This window comes from Lederbergia sp. B243.17 (assembly GCF_057657925.1).
In genome coordinates, this window is the sequence record NZ_JBWBKF010000043.1 from 34,451 (window position 1) to 50,757 (window position 16,307).

Here is a 16,307-nt window from a genome sequence, read left to right on the forward strand (position 1 = left end):
CGAGGGGAGCTCCCTCGTTTTTTTCATTGCAGGCGGCCGCCCAGTTGTTGTATGCATTCCTGTAGGAGCGTGACTGTTTGGCTGATTGTGGAACCGCCGCCGAAGGCCGCGGCTACACCTGCCGCTTCCAGGATTTCTTCTTCGCTGCAGCCTTGGTCGAGGCAGCCCTTTGTATGGTAAATGATGCAGTATTCATGCTGGGCATGGAGGCTGATGCCAAGTGCGATCAGCTGTTTTTGCTTTTCGGTTAATGATCCCGCTTTAAAGCATTCTTCCGTAAACGCATTTAAGCGGCTGGCAAACTCGGGCATCTTTTCGGTGAATGTGCCCATTCCCTGTTTAAAGTCGCGCAAAGCTTCTTCCGTTGTATGTCTCGCTTCCATATCCATCTCTCCAATCTTTCTGTATCGATTCCTTATTAGTATGAGCCATGGGAAAAGTTTTACTCTTTTGACCGCAAATAAGCGGCCTAAATGAAAGCCAGGAAACTTCTGGGCTGTACGAATCGATTGCAGCATTCGACAAATTGTTTTATAATCGAAATATAACATGATAATTCCCATTCACCGATGGGGTAGAGGTGCAGCTTTTATGAGTATCGCATTTAAAGTCCAATGAGACTGATGAGGATGCGGGGAAGGAAAAGTTGCCGAAGTGTAGGCGGATCATTGGCTGCCTATGCTGGGGATGTTCCGAAAAGGGGCATCACTGTCACGTTTACAAAAAACGTGGAGGGCTATCTTCGGAAGGATTTTACGGTCTGCAACAGCCGTCGATCTTCTTCGACGGCTGTTTTCTATTTTCAGCAGGAAATCCACCCTTCACCAAAAGAAGGAGTGCAACAGCATGGCAAACAAGAAAGGCACACAGGTAGAAGGGCAGCTGCAAAGAAAATTGAAAGCCCGGCACCTGGCAATGATCTCGCTCGGAGGATCGATTGGCACCGGCATCTTCCTCGCAAGCGGCGGCGCAATTCATCAGGCTGGCCCGGGCGGCGCGCTCGTCGCCTATGCGGCCGTCGGGTTCATGGTTTATTTTTTAATGACGAGCCTCGCTGAAATGGCGGCATATATGCCGGTCGCAGGTTCATTCAAGGAGTACGCGGCAAGATTCGTCGACCCGTCTTTTGGCTTTGCGATCGGCTGGAACTATTGGTACAACTGGGCGATTACGATCGCGGCAGAGCTTGCGGCGGTCGTGCTGATTATGAAGTTCTGGTTTCCGGACAGTCCGTCGTTCATCTGGAGCGGACTGGCGCTGATCATCATGTTCGGCTTGAACTACCTGTCTGTTAAAGGCTTCGGGGAAGCCGAGTTCTGGTTCGCTTTGATCAAGATTGTGACGGTCATCATTTTCATCGTGACCGGCTTGATGATGATTTTCGGCATCATGGGCGGCGAAGCGATCGGATTTACCAATTTCACCGTGGCGGACGCTCCTTTCCATGGCGGATTTTTCACGATTCTCGGTGTCTTCATGGCAGCAGGGTTCTCCTTTCAGGGAACAGAGCTCCTCGGGGTCGCGGCAGGAGAGAGTGAAGAGCCGGAGAGGACGATTCCAAAAGCGATCAAGTCCGTGTTCTGGCGGATTCTCTTGTTCTATATTCTTGCAATCTTTGTGATTGGCATGATCATCCCTTATACAGATGAACGCCTCTTGAGCGAAGCGGTTTCGGTCAGTCCGTTCACCCTCGTATTCGAACGCGCCGGCTTTGCTTTCGCCGCTTCGGTGATGAACGCGATCATTCTGACAGCAGTCCTTTCCGCGGGCAACTCGGGGATGTATGCGTCGGCCAGGATGCTTTGGGACTTGGCGCGTGACGGAAGTGCCCCTAAGTTTCTCGCTAAATTGGACAAAAGAGGGGTTCCGGTTCCGGCATTGATCGTGACAGCGCTCGTTGGCTGCTTTGCCTTTTTGACGACATTTTTCGGCGACGGACAAGTGTACATCTGGCTGCTGAATGCTTCCGGGATGGCCGGGTTCGTTACCTGGCTTGGGATTGCCATCAGCCATTACCGATTCCGCCGAGCCTATATTGCGCAAGGAAAGGATGTTAAAGACCTTCCGTATTTGGCCAAATGGTTCCCGATTGGCCCGATTGTCGCCTTTATCCTTTGTGCGGTCATCATCGTTGGCCAAAGCTTCCCGGCGCTGCTTGAAGGGGACTGGGATTGGAGCGGGCTCATCGCCTCCTATATCGGACTGCCGCTGTTCCTGGTCGTCTGGCTTGTTTATAAATGGAAAAACAAAACGAAAATGATTCCGCTGGAAGAATGCAATTTTGATAAAGAGTAAACGCGAACGGGGAGTGCCGGCACGATAAACCGGCCCTTCCCGTTTGTTTCTGTTCCGCTAACACACGCCGTGAAGGATGGGATATAATAAAGGCGGCCATGACTAGCACGGCCGGATCAGGAGGAAACGATGAATAAAGAAACGAAACATAAATCCGTAGTGGCTGCATTGCTCATAGCCACATTTTTAACGGCGATTGAGGGGACAATCGTGAGTACCGCGATGCCTAAAATCGTAGGAGATTTGGGCGGCAGCCATCTTTATACTTGGGTCATCTCGGTCTACTTGTTGGCGACCGTCATCTCGACACCGGTATTTGGCAAGCTTGCAGACTTATACGGAAGGAAAAAGATGTTCCACATCGGTGTAGTCATTTTTCTTGTCGGATCGATGCTTTCGGGCCTTTCCCAGACAATGGGTCAGCTTGTCGCGTTCCGACTTATTCAAGGGATTGGCGCTGGCGCCTTGACGACAATTCCGATGACGATCATCGGTGATGTTTTTGATTATCAGCAAAGAGGTAAAATCCAAGGTTGGATTTCAAGTGTATGGGGGATTTCAGGTGTCATCGGCCCGCTCGTCGGCGGTTTTATCGTCGATGCAATCTCATGGCATTGGATCTTTTTTATGAATCTTCCGTTCGGCATCCTGTCAATGGTCTTGCTGTCGTCGGCGCTTCATGAATCGCTTGAGAAGAAAAAGCAGATTATCGACTATCCAGGTATTATCGCCTTTGCCATCAGCATGACATCATTCTTATATGCGCTCACGCTTCTGAAAGAAGAGAAGCAGGCCACAGTTGGCATTGTGATGTTTTTCATCATGGCTGCTGTAGGGCTTGCGGCATTTATGTGGATTGAGTCAAAAAGCAGGGAACCGATGATCCCAATCGCTTTGTTCACGAACAAGATGATTGCCCTTTCCAATATTACCGGATTCATTTTTGGCTTTATCCTCGTGGCGATCACCTTTTACATTCCGCTCTGGGTGCAGGGCGTAAGCAATTTGAATGCAACATCGTCAGGCATTGCCATGCTGCCGATGTCGCTTACCTGGCCGGTCGGGGCGATGCTGGCAGGGAAATGGATCGGAAAATTCCCGGTCAACCGAATCACGGCCTCAGGCATGGTGATTGTCATGCTCAGCTGCCTTGGAATGGCCGGGTTCGGAACGGATACGACCGTCATGTGGATGATGGTCGTGACGGCGATTGCCGGGATTGGCTTCGGACTGACGAGCACAACGATAACTGTCATCGTCCAGTCTGCGGTTGAATGGAACATGAGGGGAGCCGCAATGGGATCGAATAACTTGATGCGGAATCTCGGGCAAACAATTGGCATCGCTGTGTCGGGATTATGGCTGAGCGATGAATTGAGCGGTCAGGCACTGGAATTGAGCTTGCATACCGTGTTTATCATCCTTGTCCTGCTTGCGGCTGTATCTATCATTCCGGCATGGCTATTGCCGAAACAGCAAGAAGCAGGAACAAATTCGTAAGACGAAATGAGGGTTTCCTTGGGTTTTCATACCAATCTCGAGGAATTCCTCTTTTTTTTTACGTTTTCAGACAGGTATTCCTCCGCTGCTACCGAAGTTGAAGGTATGATGAATATATGACAGATTAAACGATTGGGGGAGATTAAAATGGGAGAATCGTGGTCTGATATTCTAAAGAAAGCAAAAGAGAAAGATGGATGTCATATTTATTATCCATTTCCGGATGAAAATCAATATTTGCAGGATACTCTTGCCTTTATGGAGGCGTCCTTGGCCAGTGACTGCCAGATTATTGTCCTTGAAAATGAACGGAATATGCTGTTTCTGGAAAAGGCGATGATGCATGCGGCCAATAGGAACATCATTTTTATTAACAACTATGACTTTTACTTTTCAAACGGTTCCTTTCACCCGAATGCAATCACCGAGTCCTTTGCAGGGCTGATCGATCAGGCAAAGGAAGATGGAACAACGGTCTGTACGTGGGGACATGTGGAATGGGGAAATATAAGCGATTTTGCCGATACGTTGACTGAGTATGAACGGTCGGTTGACGGCGTGATCCGAAACAAGGGAATCGTTTCGGTCTGTGCCTATAACAAAGAAAAATTGACTCAGGAGATCCATGACTCGCTGCTGGAGTGCCATCAGTACATCTTGGAAGAGGACGGCATATTGCCATTGAACGAACATTCGAATGTAAATAAATGACGAAGAAATCCCTCGGTGCCTTTGAATCGGGGGATTTTTTATTGGCTGCATACGTATGATTGCTTTTCGTTGTGGTATGGTAAAAAGAAAATGGAAAGAAGGTGGCTTCATGAGTGCAGATCATAAGGCAAACCGTCTCGCCGCATTTGATGACCAAATCTCTTTAAAACTCTTTATCTTTGATATTCTCTCTTCGGTGGTTTTCCGTTCATAGTGATTGAGCTTTGCGTTCACCCCCTCAATTTCATCGGAAAGCAATTGTATTTCCCGACTCCGCGCCTTTTTTCTCTCTTGATATTCCTCGCGGGTATAATCTCTAATTTCGTAAAGCTCTTTAATTCGCACCAAAGCTTTCTCAAGCTTACTCAATTCAGATTGCTTAAAATCAAGAACCTCTTGTGATCTGAGTAATTCATCTTTATCTAAATGCTGCTCGTATCTGAGTAGACGTTCTTCAAGCTCCTCAAGCTTAAAATTTATCGCTACAGTAAGTACATCAACTTTTATTCCTCTGTTACCGCATCGATTGCCATATGGATCTGCAGCCTGGCACGGCTTTACCGATACACCATTTGGCTTTCTGATAAATTGCATTGCCTTTCCGCACTTCCCGCACTTAACTAGTCCAGATAGTAAAAAGGCTCCACTTCGAGCTCGATGAGGGATAACCTTTCTTCCACTGTCTTTAACGGCTTATGGCAGTTTTCTACGATGACCCATTCTTCACGGGGAAGATAGCGCAATGGCTTTGTCTTTTTATTTTTATGGCCGAAGCCTTCGGTTTTATTTGAGATGATTCTTCCCAAGTGAGTTTCATCGAGCATGATTCTTCTAACTGTATTTTCGTGCCATAAACCGCCTTTCGGGGACGGAATTCCGCGATTGTTTAAATACCATGTTACCTCATAACAGGGGCGTACATTTAGAATCATACTTTTCATTTCTTGGTAAATTTTATTCTTTTCCTCATCCTTAACGATTCCTTTTACCGATAGATCGAACTGATATGGAAAAGGAGCAGGACCGTTTGTCTATCTTTCAAGCCTAGCGCCAATCTTTTTGCCGCGCTGCAAGTTTTTCGTGATTGATTTATACTCTTGCCTTGCCAGCAGCCCACGGACATCGACCAGAAGATCATCGGTATCAAAGGAGCAGGCGAAGCGCAAGAACAAGATGTGGACCCATCGGCGGGAGTTGCTGTTAGTGGGGAAGGTGGCGCAGTAGAAGCAAATTACGTAGTAACTAAAAAGAAAAAGGGCGTATCACCTAAGTGAGTACACCTGTATATCTTTTAATCCCAAACTCGTATTCTTGGAACCTGTGCAGTTCTTAAATAATCAAGCAATTGTCCAGTATGAACTGATTCGTGATAAGCAATTCTTAGTAACATGTCGCCCAAACTTCTTATGTATCCTGAATCAGAACGATCAATTTTAATGTTTGTTAGGTCTTCTTCAGAAAAAGATTTAACAGTTTCTAAGAAGTGACTTCTATATGGTTCTGCAAAATTTAATTCAGCATTTACAGTAGAAAATGGTTGTTTTTCGAATGGAGAATCGAATACTTCTAGACTTCCACGATTTTTAATAGCTAAATGGTAATAATGTTCACTTTCTAGAACATGCCTAATCATCTCTAGACAAGTCATTGCTTCGTCATCGGGTTTCCAATGTAGTTTTTCTTGAGGAATCGAAGTCCAAACCTTAATACTTCTTCTACGAGTTTCGTTGAAATTTAATAGAATTAAATCAATTGATCGCATAGTTTAACCTCCATTTAGTTAGTATGCATTAAATATACACAAAATGTATGTTCGAATAAAGAAAGCGATGTTGGGTAAAACTCTAATTCACAGTTCGACCAAATAGTGCAGCAAGGAGATCCTGATGAGGAAAATACATTGCAAATGAATAAAGACAAGAAAAGAATCACAAGGGATCCTATTCTTGTCCGGTTTGGAACTAATGGCAGCTAATTGGCTATCTTTATTTCCTATCGTTTCTTCTAAACCCTAGAAGACCTGCCAAACCAATTAAGCCAATCCAACCCCAGTCAGTATCGTCGTCATCGTCATTGCTCTCAAATTCAATGTTAAAGGGGATAGCGAGAATCAGATCATCAAGCTATACCCATATGCCGGCCGAGGCGTTTCTCTCAACATGGAGCCTTCTCAAATGAGCCTAGATGAGTTTTATGATGAGGACGATCATGAGGGCATTGAATACAAAGTCAAAGGCGATGGAACGGTTGAAGTGCCTCAAAATCAGATGAGCATTGACGATGTAAATATTACAATAAACACTTTGATGATTTTAATGCTTGAATCGTGCGGTAATAGTGGCACGCTTTTTTTTATTTGTTTAAATTGCCCATTACCGTACAATATAACAAACATAGAACTCTTTTGATTAAAAACTATCGGCCATAAGACAGCCGCCTAACCAACAAAAGCAGTTCTTCCATTATGTATCTTAGGAGGAAAATGGATATGAAATCGTATTTATCTAAAGATCGTCATTCTAAGGAGTTTAACTGGCTTGTGGAGTCTAAGTCACCTTACCTATTACAACATAAAAAAAACCCCGTAAACTGGCTTGAGTGGTCTCCTGAGACCTTTCAAAAAGCAAAGAGAGAAGGCAAGCCTGTCTTTCTGTCTATTGGATATTCCTAGTGGTTGCAAACGTCAACTTGCCATTGGTGCCATGTCATGGAAAGAGAGAGCTTTGAGGATGAGGAAGTAGCCGCTTTGCTGAACCGCCATTTTGTAGCGGTGAAGGTGGACCGGGAGGAGCGGCCGGATATTGATTCGGTCTATATGAATGTGTGCCAGATGATGACGGGCCAGGGCGGCTGGCCGTTGAATGTGTTTTTGACGCCGGACCGGAAGCCGTTTTATGCGGGCACCTATTTTCCAAAAGAGAGCGCGTATGGCAGGCCGGGGATGGTGGATATTCTCCCGCAGCTTGCTGAAAAGTACCGCGAAGAACCCGACAAAATTGGGGAGATTGCAGAAAAAGTGACAGCAGCGCTGAGGGCGGGCTCTGGCGAAGGCAGCCGGAAAGAAGTGAGCGAGAAAACGGTGAAGAAAGCGTATATGCAGATTGCCGGGCAGTTTGATGAGGAATACGGCGGATTTGGCCAGGAGCCAAAGTTTCCGATGCCCCATCAGCTTCTGTTTCTCCTCGGCTACTTTAAGTACAGCGGAGAAGACCAGGCGCTCGAAATGGTCGAGGATACGCTGAATGCGATGGCGGACGGCGGCATTTACGACCAGATTGGCGGCGGTTTTGCCAGGTATTCGACAGACCGTGTCTGGCTCGTCCCCCATTTTGAAAAGATGCTCTACGACAACGCATTGCTGCTGTATGCATATGCGGAAGGCTATCAGGCAACAGGGGATGAGCGTTTTCGCAAGATCGCAGGGGAAGTGTTCCGGTTTGTGCAAAGGGAAATGACGAATGCAGACGGTGCGTTCTATTCTGCGATCGATGCGGACAGCGAAGGAATCGAAGGGAAATACTATGTGTGGGACTATAATGAAGTGCTGAATGTGCTCGGCCACCAGGATGGCGAGCTGTTTTGCCGAATTTATGATCTTTCGGAACAAGGGAATTTCGAGGGGAAGAACATCCCAAACCTCGTCTGGACAAGTATTGAAAATGAAGCGGAGGATCTCGGCATTCCGCTTGATGAGCTGGAAGCGAAGATCGAAACGATGAAACGGGAGCTTCTGGCGTCAAGAGAGCAGCGTGTCTATCCGCATCTCGATGATAAGGTGCTTACGAGCTGGAATGCCTTGATGATTGCCGGATTGGCGAAGGCAGGGGCTGTGTTTGGCGAAGAAGAATATCTTGCGGCTGCAAAGAAGGCGGCTCGCTTTATTGAAGACAGAATGGTCCGTGACGGCGAACTGTTCGCAAGGTTCCGCGACGGGGAAGTGAAATATGAAGGCTATCTCGATGATTATGCCTATTTGCTGTGGGCATATCTTGAGTTGTTTTCGGCGGAACAGGAGAGTATATACGTACAAAAAGCAAAAGATCTTGCCGGGAAGATGATTGAGCTCTTCTGGGACGATGAGAACGGCGGCTTCTATTTCACTGCCCATCACGGGGAGGAATTGCTCGTAAGAGAAAAGCAGGTGCTAGACAGTGCGCTGCCATCAGGGAACAGTGTCGCTGCGTTTCATCTTTGGCGGCTGTCGAAGCTAACAGGCGACCGCTCTCTTGATGAGAAGGTGACGGAAATGCTTGGGTCTTTCGGGGAGGAAATCAGCCTCTATCCAAGCGGACCGGTCTATATGCTGCTCGCCGTCCTCGGCAAGCATGCCGGCGGCGGGGAATGGGTCGTTTCCGGGACAGACACTGCCAAGAGGCGGGAGTTTGCTGCCTCGTATCATAAGCATCACCATCCATTCGATGTGTTGATTGAAATCGGGGATGAGGCCGGATTGCCGGAAGAATGGGAAGACAAGCGGAGTGAGCATCCGTTCGCCCTATTCCATTGTAAAAATTTCGCCTGCGAGCGTCCGGAACTCTCTCTCGAAAAGGCATTGGAAAAGGAAAATAGCGAATGAACAAGGGATGGCCGATTGAGGCCATCCCTTTTCATTACCCGAGTGCAGGTTTTACTTTTGCCCGTTTCTTCTTTTTGCCACCGCCGCCGGGTTTGATCGCAAGAAAGGTGAGCACGGCAGCGGCTGCACTGACGCCCGCGAATACGAGGATCATGTCGCGGATCGAACCGCCCATCAGCATGGCGGTGATCGGCGGACCGGCAGCGACGCCGGCAAACCTCATCGAGCTGAAGATGGATGTAATCGTTCCGCGCATTTCTTTCTCGATCGATTGGGTCAGGATGGAGTCAAGGCATGGAAGCGCAGCGCCGATGCCGACTCCGCAAAATAGAAAAACGGTAATCAGGTAGATGAAATTGCTCGAAACCATCGTTGCAGCAACTGCACCGCCCGCGAGCAGGATGCCGAAGAAGGTGATCCATTTCATTCTGACCTTATTGTCTTTGATCAGCTTGCCGGCAACATAGGAGGAGATGCAGAGAGCGGCAAGCGGTATGGCAAGCAGGAAGCCTTTTTTGACCCCGTCGTAATCATAGTCATCTTCGAGGATTGAGGAAAGATAGAACAGCAGGCCGAATAGAATAAACATGAGCATCGCCCCGATTAAAAAGACGGCTATGAGCCACTTCCAATGCTCCTTGAACACAGCCTTCGTGTTGCTGAAAAACTCTCGCAGCGTTGGCTTATGAGGCTGTTTGTCAGGCTTTTTCACAAAAATAATAATCAGGAGGAGCGAGATGAGCGAAAGCGCCGGAATCATCATGAATGGCAGGAACCAGATGATGCCAGCGAGCAAGGACCCGAGAATCGGGCTGAGTACTTTTCCAAGAGTATTGGACGTCTCGATCAGGCCTAGCGAAGAGCTGACCTTCTTCTCATCTTCAAACAAATCGCCGACGAGCGGCAGCACAATCGGAAACGCGCCAGCAGCTCCTGCGCCCTGCAGGATTCTGCCGATCACAATCAGGGAAAAGGGCGAATCAAGCTTCCACGAGGCCCAGCCGGCAATGAGGCCGCCGATCCCTGTCAAAATCAAAGCTGGGATAATGACGACCCTCCTGCCAAAACGATCTGATAAAAAGCCGGCAATCGGGATGAGGAAGATGGCGACAATCGAATAAACCATAATGATGTAACTGGATTGCAGCTTCGTAATGTCCAGCTTCTTCTCCATGAGGGGAAGAATCGGGATCAGCATAGAATTGCCGAGTGTCATGATGAGTGGAATAGAGGCGATCGCTGCAACCGCCCATTTTTTTTTGCCGAGGCCGGCTTTCTTCTCTTTTTGTCTTCCCATTGCGATTTCCTTTCGCTAGTTGGTATCTTTACTATTTGCTGTTTTAGTCTTTTTATCCGCAATGGATAGACATGGAAGGAACTGTAGATTAAGCTTGAGGAAAAGAGAGAAACAAGGGGGAAGCGGAATGAACATTATTTCTTTGAATACGGGCCGCCCGCAGCTGATCGGAGGCTTTGGCGGAACGATGAACAGCGGCATCGGGAAAAAACCTGTTGAAGGAGCGTTTTTATCGCGGAATGGCTTTGAAAATGACGGGGTTGCCGATAAGAAACATCATGGCGGCGAAGATCGGGCTGCCTGTATTTATCCCCATGAGCATTATCAAATGTGGGCTGAGTTTTGCGGAAAAGAACTCGAAGTTCCGGCTTTTGGCGAGAATATAACTGTCGCCGGGATGACAGAGACCGACGTCTTCATCGGCGATATTTATTCGATAGGGGAAACCGTGGTGCAGATCACGACGGGCAGGATTCCGTGCGTGACAATCGACCGGTACAACAAATATCCCGGCATGCTGAAAGAACTGGTAAAGACGGGGAAGACCGGCTATCTCGCACGAGTGCTGCAGGAGGGCAGAGTGGAAGAAAACTCGAAAATCAGCTTGGTTGAGCGGCTGCAGAATGATTTTTCGATTGCTGACTTGCACCATCTTTTTTTCCATGACCGGAAAAACTGGCAGCAAATCGAAAAAGTAGTCGAACTGCCCGCTTTAGCGGCCGCGATGAAGGATGATTTCATGAAACTGTTGGAGAAATACAAGCAGAATCAGCCGTGACCATATAGAGTGCGTTAAAGCCGCTCAGACACATCGATTTCCGTCAGCTGCGAATCGCTGGACGTCGGGATCTTGATTTCGAGAATGCCGTCCTTGGCAATGGCAGTGGCGCCGCGTTTTTTCACAAGGCAAGGCAGGATGAGGGTATGGCGGTCTCCGTCTTCGTATACATTTTCAAGAATCGCTTTATTTGACGTGTGGAAAATTTTCAGCTTGCCGGGAGAAGAATCCAAAGGGAGTTTCAGCCGGATGTAGACAAAGTCGAATGTTTCAAAGATGTCGGCTTGGATGCTGCCCGGCTCTTCGGCAGGAGGCTCGCTTTCCTGCTTCGGGAGATGGGCTTGTGTCATGCTTTTCATCAGGTCTTGGATGTAGCTGTCGACCGCATTCGGCTGTGCTGCATTCCCGAATGGATTCCATTCTTTTTCAAACGGGAATTTTCCCCATGGCAGCATATTTCTTCACTCCTTTTCACGTTAGTATATGTTCCAGGCGGGCACATGTACGTCACATAACAGAGAAAAAGGGTGAAATGCAAGAAAAAACAATTGGGATTACATGAATAGTTTACGAAAATGTGGACAAAATAAATGGTTTTTTTAGTTTAATAGTAGTAAGATGGTATATGAAAATTCCGGTTAGTTTTTATTTACTGTCGACACGAAACGACAGAATGACCTTTAACTTCTTTGTGCGCAGTGCTAAAATAAAGATGCAATCGCTTTTTTCACTAATGAATCATTATTAAATGAATTAAATTAAAATGTTCTGAATGGTGGAGGGTATCACAGATGAGCAGACAAACGCCATATCAAGGTTCACCATGGCAAAATTTATCGGGTCCTAACCTGGCCTACGTAATGGGTGTCTATGATCAGTATTTGCAAGATCCGGACAGCATTGACCAGGAAATGCGCAAACTCTTTGACCAAGAGGGTGCACCAGCAACAAGCCCGGATGCGGAATCGACACAAGGGCAGGCAGATGTTTCCTATCAGCTGCCGGCAAACCCGGACATGTTCGGGAAAATCGTTGCGGCGGTCAAGCTGGCGGACAATATTCGTACATACGGCCATCTGGCGGCGGACATCAATCCGCTCAACGACAGGCAAAAGGATCTGCGCCGAATCCAGCCTTCCGAGTTTAATCTGACGGAAGAGGATCTGCGGGAAATCCCTGCTTCTTTCATTTCGCCGAATGCTTCGTCCAATTTGAAGGACGGCTTGGATGCGATCAACCACTTGAAAGAGGTATATACAAAGAAATTGGCTTTTGAATATCATCAAGTCCATGAGCTGGAGGAGAAAAACTGGCTTCAGCAGAAGATCGAGTCAGGCAGCTTCTATCCTGAGCTTTCAAAAGAGCAGAAAATACATTTGCTCAAGAGGCTTGCGGAAGTGGAAGGCTTTGAAAAATTCATCCACCGCACATTTGTCGGTCAGAAGCGTTTTTCGATTGAAGGCGTTGACACGTTAATCCCATTGATTGACCAAGTCATCTCATCGACAGTCGAGACTGGAGCAAGAACCGTCAATATCGGCATGGCACACAGGGGCCGTTTGAATGTTCTCGCACACGTGCTTGAAAAACCATATGAACTGATCTTTTCCGAGTTCCAGCATGCGCCGAATAAAGATCTTATCCCTTCTGAAGGGTCGATCGGCATTACGTACGGCTGGACAGGAGATGTTAAATATCACCTTGGAGCTGACCGACGCGTGAAGCGCGGAAGCACAGCGACAACAAGAATCACCTTGGCGAACAACCCGAGCCACCTTGAAGTTGTGGGGCCGGTTGTAGACGGTTACACAAGAGCTGCTCAGGAAGATCGAGAAACGGCAGGCTACCCTACCCAGGATATGGACAGCTGTGTTGCGATCGCTGTTCACGGAGACGCCGCTTTCCCAGGTGAAGGCATCACGCAAGAAACCCTAAATATGGGCGGGCTGAAAGGCTACAACACCGGCGGTTCCATCCATATCATCGCCAACAATATGATCGGGTTTACGACCGAGAGCGAAGACTCACGGTCAACGAAATATGCATCTGATATCGCAAAAGGCTTCGAAATCCCGATCGTCCATGTCAACGGCGACGATCCGGAAGCAGTTTTGGCTGCAGCAATCCTTGCATTTGAATACCGGGAAACGTTCCATAAGGACTTCGTCATCGACCTGATCGGCTACCGCCGGTTCGGACACAATGAGACGGATGAGCCGATGGTGACAAACCCGCTGATGTACCAGATGATCCATAATCACAAGACTGTGAAGGAATTGTACGGAGAAAAGCTTGTGGCAGAAGGAGTCCTCACAGATGAGGAAGTATCGGGAATCGACAGTGAAATCCAGGCGAAGCTCCAGGCAGCCTATGATAAGGTCCCTAAAAAGGAAGAAGATCCAGATACGATAATGAATCCTCCGGTATACGTCGTCAATCCGCTTCCTGATATCAAAACGGCGGTCGATGCAAAAGAATTGACGGAGCTGAACAGCGAGCTGCTCGAGTGGCCGGAAGACTTCAACGTCTTTAAAAAGCTCGTCAGAATCTTGAAGAGACGTGATGACATTGGAACCGGCGAAGCGAAAATCGACTGGGCCCATGCCGAAACACTGGCATTTGCATCCATCTTGAAAGACGGCACGCCAATCCGTTTCACTGGACAGGATACACAGCGCGGAACATTCGCTCAGCGCCACCTCGTCCTTCATGACGAAAAGACAGGCGAGGAATTTATCCCGCTTCATCATCTGAAGGATGTCCATTCGTCCTTTGCTGTATACAACAGCCCGCTGACAGAAGCTGCTGTTGTCGGCTTCGAATACGGATACAACGTGTTTGCGCCGGAAACACTCGTCATCTGGGAAGCGCAATTCGGCGATTTTGCCAACATGGCGCAAGTGTACTTTGACCAATTCATTTCTTCCGGAAGAGCAAAATGGGGCCAAAAATCAGGTCTTGTCATGCTGCTCCCTCATGGATATGAAGGTCAGGGACCGGAGCACTCCAGCGGCCGTGTCGAACGCTTCCTGCAGCTTGCTGCAGAAAACAACTGGACGGTGGCAAACCTTTCGTCCGCTGCTCAGTACTTCCACCTTTTGAGAAGACAGGCAGCCATCTTGACCAAAGACGAAGTGAAGCCGCTCGTCGTCATGACGCCGAAATATCTGCTTCGCCATCCGCTTGCCGCAGCAGACATCAACCAGCTTGCCGAAGGGAAGTTCCAGCCTGTAATCGAACAGCCTGGACTTGGTGAAAACCATGATGCGGTTGAACGAGTCGTTCTTTGCAGCGGCAAAGTTTCGATCGATCTGGCAGACCAGCTGAAGAGCGAAACGGATACAGATTGGCTTCATATCGTCCGGGTGGAAGAGCTTTATCCGTTCCCGGAAAAAGAAATCAAGCAAATCCTGTCCCGCTACAAGAAAGTGAAGGAAATCGTCTGGGTACAGGAAGAGCCGAAGAACATGGGCGGCTGGACACATGTCGATCCGTATCTGCGCGAACTGGCGCCGAAGAAGGCGGAAGTCTCCTATATCGGCCGTCGCAGACGTTCAAGCACATCAGAGGGGGATCCTGTTGTGCATAAGAAAGAACAGAACCGGATCATCCGCGAAGCACTTACAAAAAAGAAATAATTAATTAAATAAATACTGTATATATAAGCCTGCCGCGGGCAGCGAGCATGGAAGGATTCCATGCCGTCTGCTCGTGTTGCCATGGCTTTAGATAAAAATCACGCATGCAAGGTAAACAAGAGGAGGATATGATTGTGGCTGAAATAAGAGTGCCCGAATTAGCAGAATCAATTACGGAAGGTACCATTGCAAAATGGTTGAAGCAGCCCGGCGACCAAGTCGAAAAAGGGGAATACATCGTTGAGCTGGAGACGGACAAGGTGAACGTCGAGGTCATTTCCGAAGAAGCGGGTGTGTTGAAAGAAATCAAAGCAGAAGAAGGCGACAACGTGCAGGTCGGTGAAGTGATCGCCATCGTTGAAGCTGGAGCATCGGCAGGAGCGGCACCAGCTGAGCCTGCCAAGGAAGCGCCAAAAGCGGAAGAAAAGCCTGCTGAGAAAGAGGCTGCAGCTCCTGCGGCATCCGAAAATGCGGAACCAGAAAAGAAAGACCGTCCGATCGCTTCTCCTGCTGCCCGTAAATTGGCTCGCGAAAAAGGCATCGATTTAAATGCCGTCCCGACTGTTGATCCGCTTGGCCGTGTACGCGTACAGGATGTTGAGGCTTACAATGCTGCACCTCAGCAGGCAAGCAAACCAGCCTCTGCGCCGGCACCAAAAGCTCCTGTTTCTGCAGAAGACGGAAAGCCGGTTGAGCGTGTACGCCTGTCCCGCCGCCGTCAAACGATCGCGAAACGCTTGGTGGAAGTTCAGCAGAACGCGGCTATGCTGACAACATTCAATGAGATTGATATGTCGGCTGTCATGGAACTGCGCAAGCGCAAAAAGGACAAGTTCTACGAACAGCATGACGTTCGTCTAGGCTTCATGTCTTTCTTCACGAAAGCTGTCGTGGCTGCGCTTAAGAAATACCCTGCTGTCAACTCCGAACTCCAAGGCGATGAACTGTTGCTGAAGAAGTTCTATGATATCGGTGTTGCGGTATCTACTGACGAAGGTCTTGTCGTACCGGTCATCCGTGACTGCGACCGCAAAAACTTCGCGGAAATTGAAGGCGACATTTTGGCAGTTGCGAAAAAAGCGCGTGACAACAAACTTGCCCTTAGCGATTTGCAGGGAGGCACGTTTACCATCACAAACGGCGGCGTCTTCGGTTCGCTGCTGTCCACACCGATCCTAAACGGCACACAAGTGGGGATCCTCGGCATGCATACGATCCAGACACGTCCTGTGGCAATCGATGCGGAAAGAATGGAAAATCGCCCAATGATGTATGTGGCTCTTTCCTACGATCATCGTGTCATTGACGGAAAAGAAGCAGTCGGCTTCCTCGTAACAATCAAGCAATTGCTCGAAAATCCGGAAGATCTTCTATTGGAAGGTTGATGGAAAAGGCTGTTCGGAAACTCTCCGAACAGCCTTTTTTTGAATGGAAGTGTGAAAATTCAGATGAGAATTGCAGCGCAGGAGGCAAGACAAGATTAGCAGCTAGAATCCAGCCCATGCAATAATG

General features: G+C 48.2%; 14 protein-coding genes, 1 pseudogene and 1 riboswitch. Of the genes and pseudogenes, 8 read left to right on the forward strand and 7 right to left on the reverse strand.

The window, feature by feature from the left end; translation table 11 throughout:
• Nucleotides 1–23: 23 nt before the first annotated feature.
• A complete protein-coding gene (locus AC0TWI_RS08510; protein WP_488125916.1) occupies nucleotides 24–389 on the reverse strand; it encodes a carboxymuconolactone decarboxylase family protein in 366 nt (121 codons plus the stop codon).
• A 178-nt stretch (nucleotides 390–567) separates the two neighbouring features.
• Nucleotides 568–747: riboswitch (Lysine riboswitch) on the forward strand.
• A gap of 99 nt (nucleotides 748–846) precedes the next feature.
• Here AC0TWI_RS08510 and AC0TWI_RS08515 point away from each other — a divergent pair.
• The 3 genes from AC0TWI_RS08515 to AC0TWI_RS08525 all read left to right on the forward strand — a co-directional run bounded on the left by AC0TWI_RS08515 (nucleotide 847) and on the right by AC0TWI_RS08525 (nucleotide 4,506).
• Nucleotides 847–2,295 (forward strand): amino acid permease, encoded by a 1,449-nt coding sequence (locus tag AC0TWI_RS08515; RefSeq protein WP_488125917.1) that lies wholly within the window; start codon nucleotides 847–849, stop codon nucleotides 2,293–2,295.
• A gap of 129 nt (nucleotides 2,296–2,424) precedes the next feature.
• Nucleotides 2,425–3,795 carry an MDR family MFS transporter gene (locus tag AC0TWI_RS08520; protein ID WP_488125918.1) on the forward strand — a complete coding sequence of 457 codons (1,371 nt, stop codon included), beginning with the start codon at nucleotides 2,425–2,427 and terminating at the stop codon, nucleotides 3,793–3,795.
• A gap of 147 nt (nucleotides 3,796–3,942) precedes the next feature.
• Complete coding sequence (locus AC0TWI_RS08525; protein ID WP_488125919.1) at nucleotides 3,943–4,506, forward strand: MEDS domain-containing protein; 564 nt, start codon at nucleotides 3,943–3,945, stop codon at nucleotides 4,504–4,506.
• A 120-nt stretch (nucleotides 4,507–4,626) separates the two neighbouring features.
• On the opposite strand, the gene AC0TWI_RS08530 is transcribed toward AC0TWI_RS08525, so the two are convergent.
• The 4 genes from AC0TWI_RS08530 to AC0TWI_RS08545 form a co-directional block, all read right to left on the reverse strand.
• On the reverse strand, nucleotides 4,627–5,100 hold the full coding sequence (locus tag AC0TWI_RS08530) for a hypothetical protein (RefSeq protein ID WP_488125920.1): 474 nt from the start codon (nucleotides 5,098–5,100) through the stop codon (nucleotides 4,627–4,629).
• A gap of 26 nt (nucleotides 5,101–5,126) precedes the next feature.
• Nucleotides 5,127–5,486, reverse strand: a complete 360-nt coding sequence (locus tag AC0TWI_RS08535; protein WP_488125979.1) for a recombinase family protein — start codon at nucleotides 5,484–5,486, stop codon at nucleotides 5,127–5,129.
• 311 nt (nucleotides 5,487–5,797) lie between these two features.
• Nucleotides 5,798–6,268 carry a DinB family protein gene (locus AC0TWI_RS08540; protein WP_488125921.1) on the reverse strand — a complete coding sequence of 157 codons (471 nt, stop codon included), beginning with the start codon at nucleotides 6,266–6,268 and terminating at the stop codon, nucleotides 5,798–5,800.
• A gap of 223 nt (nucleotides 6,269–6,491) precedes the next feature.
• A complete protein-coding gene (locus AC0TWI_RS08545; protein WP_488125980.1) occupies nucleotides 6,492–6,620 on the reverse strand; it encodes a WGxxGxxG family protein in 129 nt (42 codons plus the stop codon).
• 60 nt (nucleotides 6,621–6,680) lie between these two features.
• On the opposite strand from AC0TWI_RS08545, the gene AC0TWI_RS08550 reads away from it, so the two are divergent.
• Together AC0TWI_RS08550 and AC0TWI_RS08555 are read left to right on the forward strand one after the other, a co-directional pair.
• Nucleotides 6,681–6,914 carry a hypothetical protein gene (locus tag AC0TWI_RS08550; protein WP_488125922.1) on the forward strand — a complete coding sequence of 78 codons (234 nt, stop codon included), beginning with the start codon at nucleotides 6,681–6,683 and terminating at the stop codon, nucleotides 6,912–6,914.
• Between the two features lie 80 nt (nucleotides 6,915–6,994).
• A pseudogene (locus tag AC0TWI_RS08555) lies at nucleotides 6,995–9,082 on the forward strand (thioredoxin domain-containing protein).
• 34 nt (nucleotides 9,083–9,116) lie between these two features.
• On the opposite strand, the gene AC0TWI_RS08560 reads toward AC0TWI_RS08555, so the two are convergent.
• The gene (locus AC0TWI_RS08560) at nucleotides 9,117–10,379 is read right to left on the reverse strand and encodes an MFS transporter (protein ID WP_488125923.1); all 1,263 of its coding nucleotides are present in this window, start codon (nucleotides 10,377–10,379) and stop codon (nucleotides 9,117–9,119) included.
• A 127-nt stretch (nucleotides 10,380–10,506) separates the two neighbouring features.
• Between AC0TWI_RS08560 and AC0TWI_RS08565 the strand changes: the two genes are divergently transcribed.
• The gene (locus AC0TWI_RS08565; protein WP_488125924.1) at nucleotides 10,507–11,157 is read left to right on the forward strand and encodes an MOSC domain-containing protein; all 651 of its coding nucleotides are present in this window, start codon (nucleotides 10,507–10,509) and stop codon (nucleotides 11,155–11,157) included.
• 14 nt (nucleotides 11,158–11,171) lie between these two features.
• Here AC0TWI_RS08565 and AC0TWI_RS08570 read toward each other — a convergent pair whose 3' ends face one another.
• Nucleotides 11,172–11,612 carry an Hsp20/alpha crystallin family protein gene (locus AC0TWI_RS08570; RefSeq protein ID WP_488125925.1) on the reverse strand — a complete coding sequence of 147 codons (441 nt, stop codon included), beginning with the start codon at nucleotides 11,610–11,612 and terminating at the stop codon, nucleotides 11,172–11,174.
• Between the two features lie 336 nt (nucleotides 11,613–11,948).
• Between AC0TWI_RS08570 and AC0TWI_RS08575 the strand changes: the two genes are divergently transcribed.
• Nucleotides 11,949–14,795: a 2-oxoglutarate dehydrogenase E1 component gene (locus AC0TWI_RS08575; RefSeq protein ID WP_488125926.1), complete on the forward strand. Its 2,847-nt coding sequence runs from the start codon at nucleotides 11,949–11,951 to the stop codon at nucleotides 14,793–14,795.
• A gap of 134 nt (nucleotides 14,796–14,929) precedes the next feature.
• Nucleotides 14,930–16,180, forward strand: a complete 1,251-nt coding sequence (gene odhB / locus AC0TWI_RS08580; RefSeq protein ID WP_488125927.1) for a 2-oxoglutarate dehydrogenase complex dihydrolipoyllysine-residue succinyltransferase — start codon at nucleotides 14,930–14,932, stop codon at nucleotides 16,178–16,180.
• Nucleotides 16,181–16,307: the final 127 nt, after the last annotated feature.